This is a genomic window from Alteromonas gilva (assembly GCF_028595265.1).
Taxonomy (GTDB): Bacteria; Pseudomonadota; Gammaproteobacteria; order Enterobacterales; family Alteromonadaceae; genus Alteromonas; species Alteromonas gilva.
This window is the reverse complement of sequence record NZ_JAQQXP010000001.1, coordinates 1,603,678-1,621,475: the sequence shown is the minus strand read 5'-3', so window position 1 is coordinate 1,621,475 and position 17,798 is coordinate 1,603,678. Positions and strand designations below refer to the sequence as shown.

Sequence of the window (17,798 nt, the reverse complement as noted above, 5' to 3'; positions counted from 1 at the left end):
AAATATAAATTGCTAACGTCACTGAATAATTGCTATGGTAATTTGGGCTACGCAAATAAATGCTATGCTTTATTGATATATGTAAACATTGTATAAATTACAGCCAGGGCAATTATGGTAAAACCTGTAGTAAATCCAGTCTCATGTGTTGCTCACCTCGTCATCTGGGTACTTTTTTTAATGGTGCCAAATGCGGTTAAGGCTGGTACCGTAATACTGGTGGATTCAAAAGGGCAGCCCGTTGTTAATGCCGTGGTAACGATGGCTTCTGCGCCTGTGGCAACTACGCCTGATACCCCATCACGTTCACTGCCTCCCGCCATTATGGATCAGGTTGATAAGCAATTTGTGCCCGAAATTCTGGTGATCGAACGGGGACAAACGGTAAGTTTTCCTAATAGTGATAATATTCGTCATCACGTTTACAGTTTTTCCAGTCCAAAGCCGTTTGAAATTAAGCTCTACAGCGGCAACGCTGTTGCCCCCCTGCTGTTTGATAAATCGGGAATAGTGGTACTTGGCTGTAATATCCATGATTCCATGGTGGGCTATATTTATGTAAGTGAAGAATCACCGTCCTGGCAAACAAATTCCCAGGGACAAGCAGAGATAGGCGATATTCAGGGCGACGTGTTTATCTGGCATCCCGATTTATCGTTAAATCATACTGAACGGCTGGCGTTTACTGTCGACACTATTAACAATAGTAATACAACACTCACTGTCGAGCGGATTGCACCGCCAGTCACAGATAAAAAAGTGTTTGGCAAACGAAAATTTAATTCTCAATGACCATAACCCTACGTCAATCGCTCTTTCAGATCCTCTTTATTGGTGTATCCATTACCGCCACCCTGATTGTGGCAAATGTATGGACAGTCACCTCAAAAACAGCGCTACAACAAGTTAACAGTAATATTAAACTCGCCAATACGGTGCTCGAGCAAGTGCTTGCCGACCGCCGCGAGCAGTTGTTGAATTCTGCCAGAGTATTAACGGATGATTTCGGGTTTAAGCAAGCCGTTGCAACCGGCGATGTGCCCACTATACGCAGTGTATTGCAAAATCACGGCCAACGCATTGAGTCTGATTTTATGGTGCTGACTGACCTTAATGGCGATGTGATTGAAAGCCAGCCACAATATTTTGACCAGGGAGACGCTTTTCCCCATTCACTGATTATTGAAGAAGTATTAGAGGCTGGGGGGGCCGAAGAAGCCCTGATAGTCGATGGCAGCCTTTATCAAATGATAATGCTCCCTGTTTACGCTCCTACCCCCATTGCGATTGCGGGAATTGGTTTTTTAGACGGCGACGAATTTTTAAAACAGATAAAAGCCATCATTCAGGCCGATATTATCGTATCGGCCCGACAATTGGTTGACGGCCGCCCGGAGGTTCTTCATAGCAGCCTGGCACACGATAAAGCCTTGCAGGTATTACAGGCAGATCAGCAATCCTTTAGTTGGTTTGACGTAACTTTTATGCGGAAAAACACCTATTTGACCCGCAGCGTAGAACTGCCTGAAACACTGGCTAACCAGGTGGATATCACGCTCACCGTGGATGTGTCTCCTCATTTTGACAACTTTACGGCACTGCAGATTAATATTATCAGCATTTCGTTGCTTGCGATTGCCGGGGCACTAATCACTTCTATGATCATGGCCAGAAGAGTAAGCCAACCCGTTTCTCGCCTGGTTAATGCAGCCAACCTGCTCGCGGCTGGAGACTACGAAAGATCGGTAAAAACCACCGGACGGCTGGTAGAAATAAACGAACTTTCTGAGGCGTTCAGTCGCATGAAAGAGAGTATTCAAAGTCGTGAAGCACGCATACTGATGCAGTCCCGAATGGATATGCTAACCGGGTTGTACAACCGCGCTTACATGGAAGAGATTGTACAAAACAAGATTACTAACAATGTCCCTCTGCAAATTATTGGCATCAATATAAGGGATTTCAGAACCATCAACGATCTCTATGGTTACTCCAACGGAGACAATTGTATCGTCTGTATTGCCGAACGTGTCAAACGATGGAACGGCACCGCTGCCAGGCTTTCAGGGGGGGAGTTAATTTGGTTTACCGACACGCCGTTAACTCATGAACAGCTTGAGACCTTTCATTCGATATTAGAGCAGCCGGTTGCTACACAAGAGTTGATAATGCCGATAAAGCTGGTGTTTACCGTAGTAACCTGCCCCGACGATGCCAGGAACGCCCAGGATTTATTTCGTAAAATGAATATATTACTGGATGAAGCGGAGTTGGGTACAAAGTGGCTGTTACGCTTTAACGGCGAGATAGAACAACGTTACCTGCGTCGTTTAAGTATTATAACCGGCTTAAAACACGCCTTACATAGCGAACAAAGTGAATTGTCGTTGGTGTACCAGCCTAAAGTCAGTTTAAAAACGCTCCAGGTTACCGGGCTCGAAGCACTGCTTCGCTGGAACAGTGACGCCTTAGGGTTTGTGCCACCCGATGAATTTATCTCGATAGCCGAACAGGCTGGTTTTATCGAACAAATTACTGACTGGGTGTTAACCAGAGTGGTGTCGGATCTCGTGCACCTGCGAGCGCAAGGCATTAACATTAAACCAGCCGTTAATTTATCAACGCAGGATGTGCAAAACCGTCCTTTGCTGGAAAAGCTTATTTCTATGCTGTCGGAACATCAGTTATCTGCCAGTAATATTACCCTTGAGATCACAGAAAGCGATTTGGTTGCTGACGCAAACCTTGCGGTGGAAAACCTCAGATATCTGCAGGATGAAGGCTTTAGTATCGCCATTGATGATTTCGGTACCGGCTATTCGTCACTCGCCTATCTGAAAAACCTGCCGGTCAATGCGATCAAAATTGATAAAAGTTTTGTATTAAATTTAACCACTGATAAAAATGACCAGGAAATTGTCCATACCATTTTGGGTTTAGCCACCGCTTTCAATCTCGAAGTGGTTGCCGAGGGCATCGAAGATAAACAAGCCATGAGCATGCTTGCCCGCTGGGGCTGCGACGTTGCTCAGGGGTATTATATTAGCCGGCCACTCACCCTTGAAGCGTTGATCGACTGGCTTGAAATTACTGAATATTATCATGCATAAGGAGTATTAAGTGCGATTACTTAAACTACTTAGCTTCGTACTGATCACCTATAGCAGTTTGTCGCTTGCCGGCAACGGCAAGTTGATTGGTACGGCAGGCTTAAATCAACTGGAAGGCGCCGGCGGTGGTGGAATAGTCCCCTGGGCGACATTGTCAGGTTATGACACGCAGGATGAAGTGTCAGTAAGTGCCTTTATCACCCAGGTAAATCTCGAGGATTACCGCTTAAATGTGATCGGCGCTAACGTATCTGTTTATGACCGCGCCGAGTTCAGTGTGGCTCGTCATGTATTTGACCTCACTACCATAGGCGGTGAAATAGCCCAGAAAGTTTATGGCGCCAAGGTGCGTTTGTATGGTGATGTTGTCTATTCTGACTGGCCACAAATCAGCGCAGGACTACAGCATAAAGAGCTTGAAGACACTGCAGTTGCGCAACTGGTAGGCAGTAAAGATACCTCTGGTACCGACTATTACCTTGCAGCCACTAAGGTCCATCTTGGTGCTGCTGCCGGCTACAATCTGGTATGGAACCTCACGGGACGTTTAACCAAGGCTAACCAGCTCGGCCTGCTTGGCTTTGGCGGACCACAAAACGAGGATTATGAGCTTATGCTGGAAGGCAGCGTTGGCGTGTTGTTTTCCCGTCATTTTGCCGCCGGAATAGAGTACCGCCAAAAACCCGATAACCTTGGTTTAGGTGAGGATGACTGGATGGATGTTTTTATTACTTATATCCCCACTAAGCGTGTTAATTTTACGCTGGCCTGGGCTGATCTGGGCAGCATCGCCGGTGCCACAGGTCAAAAAGGCGTGTACCTGTCTGTAGGAGGTCAGCTATGGTAAAACGTATCCCAGCGCTCATTGCATTACTTTTGCTGATAAGCGGCTGTGCTAGCCGCTCAACGACACTCTATGAACAGCTTGGCGGCCAAGCTAAAATTAACGAGATAGTCGAAAACTTTGTGTATGAGATTGAGTACAACGACACCATATTGCCCTATTTTGCCGATTCCGACATCGAGCGCTTTGTCGCTAAGTTTTCGGAGCAGCTTTGTGTATTTTCAGGCGGACCCTGTGAATACTCGGGAGATACTATGGAGCAGGTTCATGGTGGTATGAACATTACGGAAGCACACTTTAACCTCACGGTAGATTTATTCATTAACGCCATGAATAAAGCCAACGTGCCCCATCGGTTACAAAACCAACTGATTAATCGCATGACCCACACCCGGGCACAAATGTTATATCTGTAGCCTTGTTGGCGGCGGTGCTCACAACAGGTGGCGCAAAGCTGCCTGTACTCCACGCTGCTTCCCACAACTGAAAACTGCGTATTTTGCGGCAGGGTAAAGCCTATAAGCGCCAGTGCTGGCGGACGCGACCCTTCCTTCGCTGATCAGTGAGTGGCCCTATCAGTTAATGTATCTGCTTTGAATTATTTAACAGCACTTACCGTTTAGCTGATTGGCAACACAACGGGTAACGGGGTAATCCTAGACATCTGAGCAGCTCATGCACGACATCGCCGTTATTCGTGGCAGCGCAGATATCATAACCGCTATCGACTGCCCATTGAGAAGGCTTACTTACACCACTACACAATAGGATTTATGAGAAGGGCTAATGTCACACAGAGCGTATGGCGCAGCAGGCCCGCAAAGATTGCATGATACTCAGAAAGCAAAAAGCCTGCTAAAAGCAGGCTTTTTTATAATGTGGCGCGTGTGGAAGGATTCGAACCTCCGACCGCCTGGTTCGTAGCCAGGTACTCTATCCAGCTGAGCTACACACGCGTGTAGTATTTTAGTGAGTGGCGCGTGCGGAAGGATTCGAACCTCCGACCGCCTGGTTCGTAGCCAGGTACTCTATCCAGCTGAGCTACGCACGCGCTGATACACTAAAATAAAGATGGCGGAGAGGGAGGGATTCGAACCCTCGATACCAGTAATAGGTATGGTTCCTTAGCAGGGAACTGGTTTCAGCCACTCACCCACCTCTCCGTCATGTGGCGTTGCATTTTAATGACTCGCTGGGGGAAGTCAATGCTTTTTATTTAAAAAACAATTCGTGTGCCGGGATTTTAAACAATCGCTTCGAATCGCTTAAAAAGCACGCTTTTAACGACTAAAAAACCACCGTAAATACACTACTTTGCAAGCCAGCCATCAACCTCTGCGGTAGATTCTTTTGGGTGCGATAACAAGCAAACACAAAAAAGGCCGGATAAAACCGGCCTTCACATCAAAAATAATTCAAAAAAATAAAATAAATTTGGTTGTTACTGATTACCGTCGGGCTGATCGCCCTTTTCGGCCTGGATCCGCATGTAAATCTCTTCACGATGCACCGATACTTCTTTTGGCGCGTTAACACCAATTCGCACCTGATTACCTTTAACACCTAACACAGTAACGGTGACATCGTCACCAACCATTAATGTTTCACCCACACGACGAGTTAAAATAAGCATTCTTTTGCTCCTGGTTCCTTGATTACGTTGCCTCCATGCAGGCTCCTGCGCTTCGTTCCCTAAAAGCACTATCAAAGAGAGACTGACACTGGTGTCACGACAGTGTCAGCCGCTCCTATTGATGTAATTATAGCTTATCTTCTAACCAAACGTTAACAGATTGTAACGCAGCGGCTAAATTTTCTGGCTGGCTGCCGCCGGCTTGCGCCATATCAGGGCGACCACCGCCTTTACCACCCACCTGGGCAGCGATATGATTCACCAGCTCGCCGGCTTTAACCTGGCCAGTCAAACCTTTGGTAACCCCAACAATCAGACTTACCTTACCGTCAGCAGGTACACCCAGCACAACAATGCCTTCACCCATGCGGTTTTTAAGGTCATCAACCATGCCTCGTAACGACTTGGCCTCAACGCCATCAAGCTCAGCGATTAACACTTTATGACCTTTTATATCTTTCGTTTGGCTAAGCAGATCAGCACCATGTTGGCTTGCCATCTTCTGTTTAAGCGAAGTAACTGATTTTTCTAGATCTTTTTGTTGACCCTGCAGCTGGCTTATTTTCTCTACCAGGTTACTGCTGTCGGTTTTTAGCAACGCGCAGCTTTCCTGCAGTACCGCTTGCTGTTGCTGTACAAACGCCAGTGCGCCCATGCCGGTAATTGCATCAATCCGGCGCACACCCGAGGCAATACCCGCCTCGCTGACTATCTTAAACAAGCCAATATCACCGGTCTGATTAACGTGTGTACCGCCGCACAATTCGGTGGAGAATGGGCCCATGGTAACTACCCGCACTTTTTCGTCGTACTTTTCGCCGAAGAGCGCCATCGCCCCCGAGGCTTTGGCTTCATCCAAATCCATCAACTGTGTTTTCAACGCATGGTTAGCCTGGATTTCTTCGTTAACACGGGCTTCAATAGTCGCTAACTGCGCCGCACTTACGCCCTCAAAGTGAGAAAAGTCAAAGCGCAGACGTTCAGCATTAACCAGTGAACCTTTCTGCGTAACGTGATCGCCCAGTACTTCGCGTAATGCCGAGTGGAGCAAATGTGTTGCACTGTGGTTTTTACGAATAGCCGTGCGTTTGGTGTCGTCTATTTTAGCCGAGGCTTTATCACCCTTTTTAATGGTACCTTTTACCACACCGCGATGGGCAAAGGCATTGCCCATTTTTTGCGTATCAGAGACAACAAACTCACCGTTAGCCACTTTTAGTGTACCGGTATCGCCAACCTGACCACCGGCTTCGGCATAAAAGGGTGTTTCATCTAAGACAACAACCCCTTCCTGACCGTCGGTGAGTTGCTCACAGAAACTATTACCGCTGATGAGTTCAACCACATTCGACTCACCGGTCGCTTCACTATAACCGGTAAATGCCGTTTGCTGCTCTACCCTGAGTGTACTGTTGTAATCAGCACCAAAGTTACTGGCTTCCTGTGCGCGCTTACGCTGAGCTTGCATCGCGGCTTCAAAGCCCGCTTCGTCAATGTTGTAATCGTGTTCACGGGCAACGTCATTAGTTAAATCTACCGGGAAACCATAGGTATCATAGAGCTTAAATACCAACTCACCGGGAATGGTGTCGCCTTCTAACTCACGTAACGCGTCATTAAGAATGTTCATGCCCCGTGACAAGGTTTTGCTGAACTGCTCTTCTTCAACCCGCAGTACCTTTTCGATAACCGGTTTTTGATCAGCAAGTTCCGGATACGCCTCGCCCATTTCTTTAGTGAGTGCATCCACCAGCTTATAGAAAAAGATGTCACTGGCGCCCAGTTTGTAACCGTGGCGTACTGCCCGGCGGATAATGCGGCGCAATACATAACCCCGGCCTTCATTGCTTGGCATCACGCCATCACACACTAAAAAGGCACACGAGCGAATATGATCGGCAATAACGCGAAGCGACTTATCACTCAGATCAGACGTACCCACGATACTCGCGGCGGCGCTGATCAGGTTTGCAAACAAATCAATTTCGTAGTTGCTGTGCACATCCTGCATGATGGCAGAAATACGCTCAAGCCCCATACCGGTATCGATAGACGGCTTGGGTAACGGCTCCATGGTACCGTCTGCCTGACGGTTGTATTGCATAAATACCAGGTTCCAGATTTCTATAAAGCGGTCGCCGTCTTCTTCTGGCGTGCCCGGAGGGCCGCCCCAAATGTGCTCGCCATGGTCATAAAAGATTTCTGAACACGGCCCGCATGGCCCCGTATCGCCCATCGACCAAAAGTTATCTGAGGTTGAAATTCGGATGATTTTTTCTTTCGGTACCCCGATATGATGTTCCCAGATATCAAAGGCTTCATCGTCTTCAGAGTAAACCGTCACCAGTAGCTTTTCTTTCGGTAATTTCAGTTCCTCGGTTAAAAATGTCCAGGCAAACTCAATGGCTTCTTTTTTGAAATAATCACCAAAGCTGAAATTTCCCATCATTTCAAAGAACGTGTGGTGACGTGCGGTATAACCCACATTTTCCAGATCGTTGTGTTTACCACCGGCGCGCACGCAGCGCTGAGCCGATACGGCGCGGGTGTAGCTACGCTTCTCGGTGCCTAAAAACACATCCTTAAACTGGTTCATACCCGCATTGGTAAACAATAACGTGGGATCATCTGCTGGTACCAGTGATGAACTGGAAACAGCCTGGTGGCCATGACGACCAAAATACTCGAAAAATGTACGGCGAATATCAGCAGTTGATAATGTCATTGAAATCCTGCAATCCTTAGTTAACCTTAAAGTTTAAATGCTGTCTGGGTAGGGCTTAGTCTTGTTCAGGCCGCACCAGTGACGCACTAACATGTGGGCGCAACAATACCATGATTAAGGCTATTTTGTTAAGCAGGCAACGGTGATTTGGCAGGGATTTTCTACTCTTCGACGACAGATAATGCATACTGAATATGCTCAGAATAAAAGCCACGGTATTGCAAAAAGCGGATCTGTTTAGATTTATCTTTGCTATCTCGCGCCGCGCCAGTGCCGAATCGCTTGTGCCGCACCACAACAGCCAGTTCAAACCAGTCAGCCTGGCACTCCTCAAACGCTTGTGTGACATAGCGTTCATCAATGTCCCATTGCTGACAATCTGCTTTTAACCGCGCCGGACCGTGCCCTTTGTTGATCCCCGAGCGAACTCTCATTTCGGCATACCGGGCGTCACTTTGAATACCCGCAGATTTATATTCATCGACCACAGGCACACAATCGGCCAACGCAAAACCTTTTTGTGATAATTTTCGTAACAATTCGTGATACGCATGCTCTCGTCGTGCGAGCATGCGGGTAATCGACTCCATAATGATTTTGCGTGGGCAATCTGTCATTTTAAAAACTAGTATGGTGATAGTAGCGCACAAGATAACTGCCTGCAGCGCAACTGACAATGGTTGACGGCGGTGGCACGAGTAATAACGGGTATAATGCCAATTCATTCGTCTAGGCACAATAATGACTAAGCAATTCAGTTCACATAGCGCTGCCATGCAATTTCAGCTGCATCATAGTATTGATGATCTGAACAAGCAGCAGTGGCAACAACTCAGCCATTGCGCCGGGCCCTTTTTGCAATATACCTGGTTACAATTGTTGGAGCACACGCACTGCGTTGGCGAAGGTACCGGCTGGCAACCCGCCCATTGGACCGCCACGATTGACGGCGAACTTATTGCAGCAGTGCCCGGGTATATCAAAACCCATAGCTATGGTGAATATGTGTTCGACCATAGCTGGGCAAATGCGTATCACCAGCATGGCATAGACTATTACCCTAAATGGATAGCGGCGATTCCCTTTACTCCCGTCACCGGACCACGTCTCCTGGCGCGGCCTGAAACGGAAGAACAGCATCTTACAGCCCTGATAAATCACATTGATAACTGGGCGGTCAATAACGCACACTCGTCGTGTCACTGGCTGTTTAATGTGCCGTCGCAACAAGCAAACTTCGAGCAGCGTGGTTTTGCCAATCGCTTTAGCGTTCAATTTGAATGGAATAACCGCGGTTACGATAACTTTGAAGATTTTCTGACGCGCCTGACGTCACGCAAGCGCCGCAGCATTCGTAAAACCCGTAAGCAATTTGACAACCCGGCAATTAACATAGAGCGCTTAAGTGGCGATAACCTTAGCAAAGCCGATATGGCGTTTTTTGTTCACTGTTATCAGGATACCTATCTTAAACGCAGTGGCCACAAAGGCTACTTAACCCCGGCCTTTTTTACTGCGCTTTTTGACCAGTTCCGCGAGCATATTTTACTGGTAAAAGCCCAGCTTAATGACACCGACATTGCTGCGGCGTTGTTTTTATTCGATAACCATGGTCTGTACGGGCGCTACTGGGGGTGCCTCGAGGACATCAACGAACTGCACTTTGAGTGTTGTTATTTCCAGGGCATCGAGTTTGCCATAGAGCGAAACATTGCGCGGTTTAATCCGGGTACGCAGGGCGAACATAAGTTACTCCGGGGTTTTGAGCCGATCTACTGTGTATCGCATCATAAAATGCACGATCCGCGCTTTCACGCCGCTGTGTCAGACTTTTTACAGCGGGAAAAACCAATTATTACTGACTATTTCAATCAGGCGCTGGATGTATTACCGTTTAACGAAGCCTATCTACAAGAATTTATACCAACCACACAAAAAGGTACTCAAAGTACCAATTAGTTACTAACACAGAGAACATAAAATGAAGTATAGTTTTATTGCAGCTGCAGTTGCTGCATCCCTTACGTTGAGCGCTTGTTCAAAGCCAGAATCAACCTCTCAAACCGCAGAAAAACCAACCGCTCAAACCGCAACAGCCAGTGCAGAAATCGGTTCATTTGGGGTCGATCTGAGCGCCCGTGATGAAAGCGTTAAACCCGGCGATGACTTTTTCATGTATGCCAGTGGTACCTGGTATAAAAACTACGAACTGCCTGCCGATAAAACCCGCTTCGGTGCTTTTAATGCCCTGGCAGACCGCAGTGAAGAGCAGGTTAAGCAGATCATTGATGACATTATGGCCAGCAGTGAGCTCACTGCCGAAGAACAGTTGGTGCATGATTTTTATACTGCGTATATGGATACCGACAACATCAATGCCAAAGGTATTTCACCAATCACCCCCACTCTCAAAGAAATAGAGAATCTGTCATCAACCCAGGATTTAACCCGCTTTTTTGGTGAGAGCTGGATAAACGGTAGTACATCCCCTATTTATGGTGGCTTATGGTATAACCGACTCGATCCGAATGAATACCAGTTAAGCATCGGCGTGGGCGGTTTAGGTCTGCCTGACCGTGATTATTACCTCAGCGACAGCGAGCGATTTGTCAATATTCGTGCAGCCTATTTGGCCCACATTGCGCAAATGCTCGAATTTGCCGGTGAAGAGAACCCCCAGCAAAAAGCCGAAACCATTTTGGCACTGGAAACGAAAATCGCCGAAATTCAGTGGCCACGGGAAAAACGCCGTGACCGTGACCTAACCTTAAATCAGATCGCGCGCAGTAAGTTATCAGACACCTACGCAAACTTTGATTGGGATGTATGGTTAGATGCCCAGGGTTTTAAAGCGCCTGAATTAAACATTTCGCAACCCGAGCCGGTACAGGACGTGATTGAAATTATCAACGACACGCCACTGGATGCATGGAAAACCTACCTTTCCTACCACACGATTACCAACAATGCATCGATGTTGTCAGATGATATTTATCTGGCTAACTTCGACTTTTATGGTAAAACCTTAAATGGTCAGCAAGAGCCGCGTCCACGCTGGAAACGGGCCCTGAGCGCCATGTCAGGTACCACGTCGCTCGGCTTTGCCATTGGTAAAACTTACGTTAACCGCTTCTTCCCGGAAAGCTCCAAAACACAAATGGCGGAGCTGGTTGAAAACCTGCGCGCCGCATTGGGCGAGCGTATCGACAATCTCGACTGGATGGGCGAGGAAACCAAAGTTAACGCCAAAGCCAAACTGGCTGCCTTTAACCCAAAAATTGGTTATCCGGATGAGTGGATTTCCTATGAAGGGCTTGAAATCAGCGATTCAGACTTAATTGGCAACGTGCGCAACATCGATAAGTTCTTCCGCAACAAACAGATTGAAGATGAGCTGAAACCCACTGATCGTCAGCGCTGGGGCATGACGCCACAACAGGTTAACGCTTATTACAATTCATCGTTCAACGAGATTGTGTTTCCGGCTGCGATTTTACAACCGCCGTTTTTCGATCCTAATGCCGATCCGGCGGTTAACTACGGTGCGATTGGCGCAGTCATCGGCCATGAAATGGGCCACGGCTTTGACGATCAGGGCTCTAAATCGGACGCCATGGGTATTCAGCAAAACTGGTGGAGTGATGAGGATCGCGCCGCGTTTGAACAAAAAGCCGATATGCTGGCAGCCCAGTACAGCGCTTATGAGCCTATCGAAGGCAACTTCGTTAACGGCCGTAACAGCCTGGGGGAAAACATTGGTGACGTGGGTGGTTTAGCGATGGCGTACCACGCTTACAAACTGAGCCTGAATGGTAAAGAAGCCCCGATAATCGACGGCTTAACCGGCGATCAGCGCTTCTTCCTGGCTTGGGCACAGGTATGGAAAGAAAAGCGCACCGAGCAAAGCATGCTTAATCAGCTTCGCGCCGGTACCCATTCACCGGGCCGCTTCCGCGCGCTGGCACCGCGTAACCACGATGCCTGGTACGAAGCCTTCAACGTACAACCAGGTGATGAGCTTTACCTGGCACCGGAAGAGCGCGTGAGAATCTGGTAGTCACCGCGGCTATTCGGTATCACTAAAACAAAAGGCAGCCAATGGCTGCCTTTTTTGTACTTGCGCGTTACGCTTGTTATCACCGCCGGCGCGCTACAATAGTTATTTAACAGGGTGACGATTTACGCCATACCAAACACAAATTATTGGCCGGCATGTCACGAATTTCCGTGAGTTGCAGTTGTGCTCCGGCCCATTCAACAAGCTGCTCAATATGTTTATAACCATCCAGCCCGCGAATAAGCAGGCTGTGATGAAAGGCTTCGTTGCTGGCGCTGGAAAACTGCCCGTTATGAATAAACGGGCCGTACTGGCAAAACACCCCGCCGGGCGGCAAGGTTTGAGCAATTTGGCGCATCATCAGCGCCACCTCATCGGCAAACATAATGTGCGCCGTATTGGCTGAATAGATTGCATCAAAGCCCGTTTGAGGGATGGCTTGCTCGCCAATTTTAAGTGTGATGGGCGCTTTAAGATTAGCTAATGCTGCGTCGGCCAGCCACTGACGGATACCGCCGTGATGGGCTGGCACATCGCTGGTTTGCCAGCTGAGATGGGGCAAAGCCTGCGCAAAATACACCGCATGCTGGCCTGTACCGCTGCCAATTTCCAGTACGCTGGAAGCCTCTGCAAAATAATCTTTAAGCACCGCTAAAATAGGCCCTTTGTTGTTTTCACAGGCCTGACTGAAGGGTTTATCCATTGCACTTAATCATTAACGTTACCACTTAAATTAGTCGTTTAAATTGGGCGCTAACCAGCGCACGGCGGTTTCCATGTCCCAGCTTTTGCGCCTGGCATAGTCTTCCACCTGATCGCTTTGGATTTTGGCCACCGCAAAATAGCGGGCGTCCGGGTGGGCAAAGTACCAGCCAGAAACCGCCGCGCCGGGCCACATGGCATAGCTTTCGGTGAGTTTCATGCTGGTGTGTTGCTCAGCGTCGAGCAGATCCCAGATAAGCTGCTTTTCGGTGTGCTCCGGGCACGCGGCATAGCCTGGCGCCGGGCGGATCCCCTGATATTTTTCGCGAATGAGCGCATCGTTATCCAGCGCTTCGTCGGCAGCGTAGCCCCAATAATGCTTACGCACCTGTTCATGCAGGTATTCGGCAAAGGCCTCGGCTAAGCGATCCGCCACAGCTTTCACCATAATGGCGTTGTAATCATCACCATCGGCTTCAAACTTTTTAGCCAACTCATCTTCGCCGATACCGGCTGTCACCGCAAAGGCGCCCACGTAATCTTTAATGCCCGAGCCGGTCGCCGCAACAAAATCACTTAAACAATAATTCGCCCCTTTAGGCTTGTGCGTTTGCTGGCGTAAATGGTGAGCAACACCCAGCACTTCGGTGCGGCTTTCATCGGTATAAATTACCACGTCATCTTCCTGACGATTAGCCGGAAACAGCCCGAACACGCCCTTGGCCGTTAAGCTACCATCGGCAATAACGTTATCGAGCATGGTGTTGGCATCATCAAACAACGAACGCGCCTGCTCGCCGACCACCTCGTCGGTTAAAATTCGCGGGTACTTGCCAGCCAGTGACCAGGTGAGGAAAAACGGTGTCCAGTCGATGTAATGACGCAACACTTCAAGATCCACACTCACCGGGGTGACGCCCAGTTTATTTGGCGTGGTGGGCAGCACGGTAAAGTCTGGTTCAAAGGCATTGTCGCGGGCCTGTTGCAACGGAATGGCCTTGGAGCGCGGCTTTTTGCGGGCATGCTGTTCGCGCACAATGTCATACTCTTTGCTGAGCTCTTTGGCGTATATGGCTCTCGACTCGGTATTGAGCAGCTTTTGGCACACTCCCACCGCACGACTGGCATTAGGCACATAGGCCACCGGCGCATGGTAGTTTTGTTCAATCTTCACTGCGGTATGGGCTTTAGAGGTGGTAGCGCCGCCAATCAACAGCGGTAAGTCATACTCAAGGCGCTGCATTTCTTTGGCGACATGTACCATTTCATCAAGCGACGGCGTGATTAACCCTGACAGGCCAATCATGTCGACGTCTTCTTCTTTGGCTTTTTGCAATATGGCCGCACAGGGCACCATTACGCCCATGTCGATGACTTCAAAATTATTGCACTGCAGCACCACACCAACAATGTTTTTGCCGATATCGTGGACGTCACCTTTTACCGTGGCGAGCAATATTTTACCGTTGCTTTTGGTGCCTTCGGACTTTTCGGCTTCGATATAAGGCTGCAGGTAAGCAACCGCTTTTTTCATCACCCGGGCCGACTTTACCACCTGAGGCAAGAACATCTTGCCTTCGCCAAATAAGTCACCGACCACGTTCATGCCGTCCATCAACGGCCCTTCAATAACGTGTAAAGGCTTGTCAGCGGCGGCTCGGGCGGCTTCGGTATCTTCTTCGATAAAATCGGTAATGCCCTTGACGAGTGCGTGCTCCAGGCGCTTGTTAACCGGTAACTCACGCCAGGCGAGATCTTCTTTGACTACCGCTTTGCCGTCGCCCTGATACTTAGGCGCCAGTTCGAGCAGTTTGTCGGTAGCGCCGCTGTGGCGGTTTAAAATGACATCTTCAACGGCTTCGCGCAGTTCAAGGGGAATTTCATCGTACACTTCAAGCTGACCGGCATTCACAATGGCCATGTCCAGCCCCGCCCGAATGGCGTGATATAAGAACACCGAGTGCATAGCTTCGCGGACCGGGTTGTTACCGCGGAACGAAAACGAAATGTTCGACAAGCCGCCTGACACATGCACATGCGGGCAGGTTTCACGAATAACCCGGGTAGCTTCAATAAAGTCTACCGCGTAGTTGTCATGCTCTTCGATGCCGGTCGCTACGGCGAAGATGTTGGGGTCAAAAATAATGTCTTCGGGGGCAAAGTCGACCTCTTCCGTCAGCAGTTTGTAACTGCGTTGGCATATTTCGATTTTACGCGCTTTGGTATCAGCCTGGCCTTTTTCATCAAACGCCATCACCACAGTCGCGGCGCCGTAGCGTTTTATCAGACGCGCCTGACGAAGGAACGATGCTTCGCCCTCTTTGAGGCTGATTGAATTGACAATGGATTTGCCCTGCACACATTTAAGACCGGCTTCGATAACCTCCCACTTAGAGGAGTCAATCATGATCGGCACGCGGCTGATATCAGGCTCGGACGCAATCAGGTTTAAAAAGGTTTGCATAGCCTGCACCGAGTCCAACATGGCTTCGTCCATGTTGATATCGATAATCTGGGCGCCGTTCTCCACCTGCTGACGGGCAACGTCGAGTGCGGTTTCGTAATCACCTTCTAAGATCAGGCGTTTAAACATCGCCGAACCGGTGACATTCGTGCGTTCACCGATATTAATAAAACTGGAAAATTCTGCTGACACGCTAGTACCTCAATGCACGAAGGGTTCTAAGCCGGCAAGACGCATCCTGGGCTCAAGTTTAGTCACCTTACGGGGGGCTTTGCCCTCAACCGCCCTGGCCAGTTCGGCAATGTGCTCAGGCGTGCTGCCACAACACCCTCCGACAATATTTACCAGCCCCGACGCGGCCCATTCTTCGATATGTTCGGCCATTTCTGGTCCTTCCATATCGTACTCACCAAACTCGTTAGGCAACCCGGCATTCGGGTGCGCCGATACCAAACACTCTGAAACGTTGCTGATTTCTTCAACGTACTGGCGCAATAAATCGGGGCCCAGCGCGCAATTTAAACCAAAGGAAACCGGTTTAATGTGGCGCATGGAATAGTAAAACGCCTCGGCGGTTTGACCCGACAAGGTACGACCAGAGGCATCGGTAATGGTGCCGGAAATCATTACCGGCAGCTTCACGTTTTGCTTTTCAAACGCCACCTCTACGGCAAAGGACGCGGCTTTGGCATTGAGGGTATCAAAGATGGTTTCAATCATAATGATATCGGCCCCGCCCTCAATAAGCGCTTCACATGACTCGGTATAGGCCGCTACCAGCACATCAAAGGTGACGTTACGTTTACCCGGATCGTTGACATCGGGCGAAATCGAGGCGGTACGACTTGTCGGGCCAATGACCCCGGCCACAAAACGCGGCTTTTGCGGATTTTTGGCGGTGAATTCATCAGCCGCCCGGCGGGCCAGTTTTGCTGCCGCAATGTTAATGTCGCGGGAGTGGGCCTGCATATCATAATCGGCCATAGAAATGGTCGTCGCATTAAACGTATTGGTTTCTATAATATCGGCGCCCGCCGCCAGGTACTGGCAGTGAATATCGTAAATCAGCTCTGGCTGCGTAATCGACAACAAGTCATTGTTGCCCTTAATGTCACAGTGCCAGTCTTTAAACTGCTCCCCACGGTAGGCTTCTTCGCTGAGCTTATGAAGCTGGATCATGGTACCCATGGCACCATCGAGCAATAAAATACGCTGTGCGGCAATATCGAGAATATCTTTATCTGTGTACCTGCTCACGTGCTACCTCTTGCGCTGGTCTTTTTCTACCAGCTGATTTAAATCGTATGGCGTAGTCTGGTAAACGTAATAGTTTATCCAGTTGGTAAATAACAAACTGCCATGGGCGCGCCATCTTACCACGGGTGGTAGTGACGGGTCGTTATCCGGATAATAATTAGCTGGAATAGCTGGTTCCATTCCGGCATTAAGGTCGCGATGGTATTCGTCGTTGAGAGTCTCCGGATCGTACTCCGGATGACCGGTAATAAACACCATACGTTTATCGTCTGATGCCACCACGTACGCCCCTGCCTCGTCTGATTCGGCAATCACATTTAAATCGGGAATGCTGTTGTAGTCGGCAGGGCTGATGTAGCCATATCGCGAATGTGGCGCAAAGAATTCCGAATCGAAGCCACGCAGCAGTTCGTTATGCGTATCATTGACACGGTGCTTGTACACCCCTGACAATTTGTTCTTACGCAACTGACGCTGAATACCATGAAAATGGTACATCGCGGCATGGGCAGCCCAACACAAATACAGAGTTGACTGCACATTACGATTGGCCCATTCCAGGATGGTTTTCATGGTATCCCAGTAATTGACATCCTCGTAATCGAGCAGCGCCAGCGGCGCACCGGTGACAATTAAACCATCATAACGTTTATCTTTTATCTCGCTGAATTCGTGATAAAAAGCGTCCATATGGGATTGGGGGGTGTGTTTAGGCGCCTGATTGTCAATCCGGATCAAGTCTACATTAATTTGCAGCGGTGTATTGGAGAGCAACCGAAGCAGCTGAACTTCGGTTTCTATTTTGTTCGGCATCAGGTTAAGAATACCTACTTGCAGCGGCCTGATTTCCTGACTGGCGGCGCGCTGATCTTCCATCGTAAAGATGTTTTCACCCAACAGCACGCTTTGTGCAGGTAAATTCTCTGGGATCCTGATAGGCATAATAACTCCGGTTAAACACTGATGAAGCTATTGTCGCTGATGTAACGCCAAAGTCAACATCTTT

13 protein-coding genes and 3 tRNA genes are annotated in these 17,798 nt (G+C 48.8%); 6 read left to right on the top strand and 10 right to left on the bottom strand.

The features are described from left to right. Window positions 1–180: 180 nt before the first annotated feature. From OIK42_RS07125 to OIK42_RS07110, 4 genes are read left to right on the top strand one after another with little or no spacing between them, the layout of a single operon-like run. Window positions 181–792, top strand: coding sequence for a methylamine utilization protein (locus OIK42_RS07125; protein WP_273639459.1), 612 nt, complete (start codon window positions 181–183; stop codon window positions 790–792). Further along, window positions 789–3,110, top strand: a complete 2,322-nt coding sequence (locus tag OIK42_RS07120; protein ID WP_273639458.1) for a putative bifunctional diguanylate cyclase/phosphodiesterase — start codon at window positions 789–791, stop codon at window positions 3,108–3,110. Before OIK42_RS07125 ends, OIK42_RS07120 begins: the two co-directional genes overlap by 4 nt. Window positions 3,111–3,120: 10 nt before the next feature. Continuing rightward, window positions 3,121–3,957, top strand: coding sequence for a DUF3034 family protein (locus OIK42_RS07115; protein WP_273639457.1), 837 nt, complete (start codon window positions 3,121–3,123; stop codon window positions 3,955–3,957). Next, the gene (locus OIK42_RS07110; RefSeq protein WP_273639456.1) at window positions 3,951–4,370 is read left to right on the top strand and encodes a group I truncated hemoglobin; all 420 of its coding nucleotides are present in this window, start codon (window positions 3,951–3,953) and stop codon (window positions 4,368–4,370) included. Before OIK42_RS07115 ends, OIK42_RS07110 begins: the two co-directional genes overlap by 7 nt. Window positions 4,371–4,833: 463 nt before the next feature. On the opposite strand, the gene OIK42_RS07105 is transcribed toward OIK42_RS07110, so the two are convergent. The 6 genes from OIK42_RS07105 to OIK42_RS07080 all read right to left on the bottom strand — a co-directional run bounded on the left by OIK42_RS07105 (window position 4,834) and on the right by OIK42_RS07080 (window position 8,929). Beyond that, window positions 4,834–4,910 (bottom strand) — tRNA-Arg (locus OIK42_RS07105). A gap of 18 nt (window positions 4,911–4,928) precedes the next feature. Continuing rightward, window positions 4,929–5,005, bottom strand: a tRNA-Arg gene (locus OIK42_RS07100). 21 nt (window positions 5,006–5,026) lie between these two features. Next, a tRNA-Ser gene (locus OIK42_RS07095) sits at window positions 5,027–5,117 on the bottom strand. Between the two features lie 278 nt (window positions 5,118–5,395). After that, window positions 5,396–5,587, bottom strand: coding sequence for a carbon storage regulator CsrA (gene csrA, locus OIK42_RS07090; protein WP_273639455.1), 192 nt, complete (start codon window positions 5,585–5,587; stop codon window positions 5,396–5,398). A 127-nt stretch (window positions 5,588–5,714) separates the two neighbouring features. After that, complete coding sequence (gene alaS / locus OIK42_RS07085; RefSeq protein ID WP_273639454.1) at window positions 5,715–8,312, bottom strand: alanine--tRNA ligase; 2,598 nt, start codon at window positions 8,310–8,312, stop codon at window positions 5,715–5,717. A 161-nt stretch (window positions 8,313–8,473) separates the two neighbouring features. Next, complete coding sequence (locus tag OIK42_RS07080) at window positions 8,474–8,929, bottom strand: regulatory protein RecX (RefSeq protein WP_273639452.1); 456 nt, start codon at window positions 8,927–8,929, stop codon at window positions 8,474–8,476. A gap of 124 nt (window positions 8,930–9,053) precedes the next feature. Between OIK42_RS07080 and OIK42_RS07075 the strand changes: the two genes are divergently transcribed. Continuing rightward, on the top strand, window positions 9,054–10,271 hold the full coding sequence (locus tag OIK42_RS07075; protein WP_273639450.1) for a GNAT family N-acetyltransferase: 1,218 nt from the start codon (window positions 9,054–9,056) through the stop codon (window positions 10,269–10,271). A 22-nt stretch (window positions 10,272–10,293) separates the two neighbouring features. Further along, window positions 10,294–12,369, top strand: a complete 2,076-nt coding sequence (locus OIK42_RS07070; RefSeq protein WP_273639448.1) for a M13 family metallopeptidase — start codon at window positions 10,294–10,296, stop codon at window positions 12,367–12,369. 106 nt (window positions 12,370–12,475) lie between these two features. Here OIK42_RS07070 and OIK42_RS07065 read toward each other — a convergent pair whose 3' ends face one another. The 4 genes from OIK42_RS07065 to metA are packed head-to-tail and all read right to left on the bottom strand — an operon-like array spanning window position 12,476 to window position 17,734. Next, window positions 12,476–13,072 carry a DUF938 domain-containing protein gene (locus OIK42_RS07065; RefSeq protein WP_273639446.1) on the bottom strand — a complete coding sequence of 199 codons (597 nt, stop codon included), beginning with the start codon at window positions 13,070–13,072 and terminating at the stop codon, window positions 12,476–12,478. Between the two features lie 30 nt (window positions 13,073–13,102). Then, window positions 13,103–15,727 (bottom strand): methionine synthase, encoded by a 2,625-nt coding sequence (gene metH / locus OIK42_RS07060; RefSeq protein ID WP_273639444.1) that lies wholly within the window; start codon window positions 15,725–15,727, stop codon window positions 13,103–13,105. Window positions 15,728–15,736: 9 nt separating this feature from the next. Further along, window positions 15,737–16,792 (bottom strand): homocysteine S-methyltransferase family protein, encoded by a 1,056-nt coding sequence (locus tag OIK42_RS07055; protein ID WP_273639442.1) that lies wholly within the window; start codon window positions 16,790–16,792, stop codon window positions 15,737–15,739. A 3-nt stretch (window positions 16,793–16,795) separates the two neighbouring features. After that, window positions 16,796–17,734, bottom strand: coding sequence for a homoserine O-acetyltransferase MetA (metA, locus tag OIK42_RS07050; protein ID WP_273639440.1), 939 nt, complete (start codon window positions 17,732–17,734; stop codon window positions 16,796–16,798). Window positions 17,735–17,798: the final 64 nt, after the last annotated feature.

Coding starts and splice junctions, on each gene's coding strand:
- OIK42_RS07125 (WP_273639459.1), top strand. CDS start 181: ATGGTGCCAAATGCGGTTAAGGCTGGTACCGTAATACTGGTGGATTCA.
- OIK42_RS07120 (WP_273639458.1), top strand. CDS start 789: ATGACCATAACCCTACGTCAATCGCTCTTTCAGATCCTCTTTATTGGT.
- OIK42_RS07110 (WP_273639456.1), top strand. CDS start 3,951: ATGGTAAAACGTATCCCAGCGCTCATTGCATTACTTTTGCTGATAAGC.
- csrA (WP_273639455.1), bottom strand. CDS start 5,587: ATGCTTATTTTAACTCGTCGTGTGGGTGAAACATTAATGGTTGGTGAC.
- alaS (WP_273639454.1), bottom strand. CDS start 8,312: ATGACATTATCAACTGCTGATATTCGCCGTACATTTTTCGAGTATTTT.
- OIK42_RS07080 (WP_273639452.1), bottom strand. CDS start 8,929: ATGACAGATTGCCCACGCAAAATCATTATGGAGTCGATTACCCGCATG.
- OIK42_RS07075 (WP_273639450.1), top strand. CDS start 9,054: ATGACTAAGCAATTCAGTTCACATAGCGCTGCCATGCAATTTCAGCTG.
- OIK42_RS07070 (WP_273639448.1), top strand. CDS start 10,294: ATGAAGTATAGTTTTATTGCAGCTGCAGTTGCTGCATCCCTTACGTTG.
- OIK42_RS07065 (WP_273639446.1), bottom strand. CDS start 13,072: ATGGATAAACCCTTCAGTCAGGCCTGTGAAAACAACAAAGGGCCTATT.
- metA (WP_273639440.1), bottom strand. CDS start 17,734: ATGCCTATCAGGATCCCAGAGAATTTACCTGCACAAAGCGTGCTGTTG.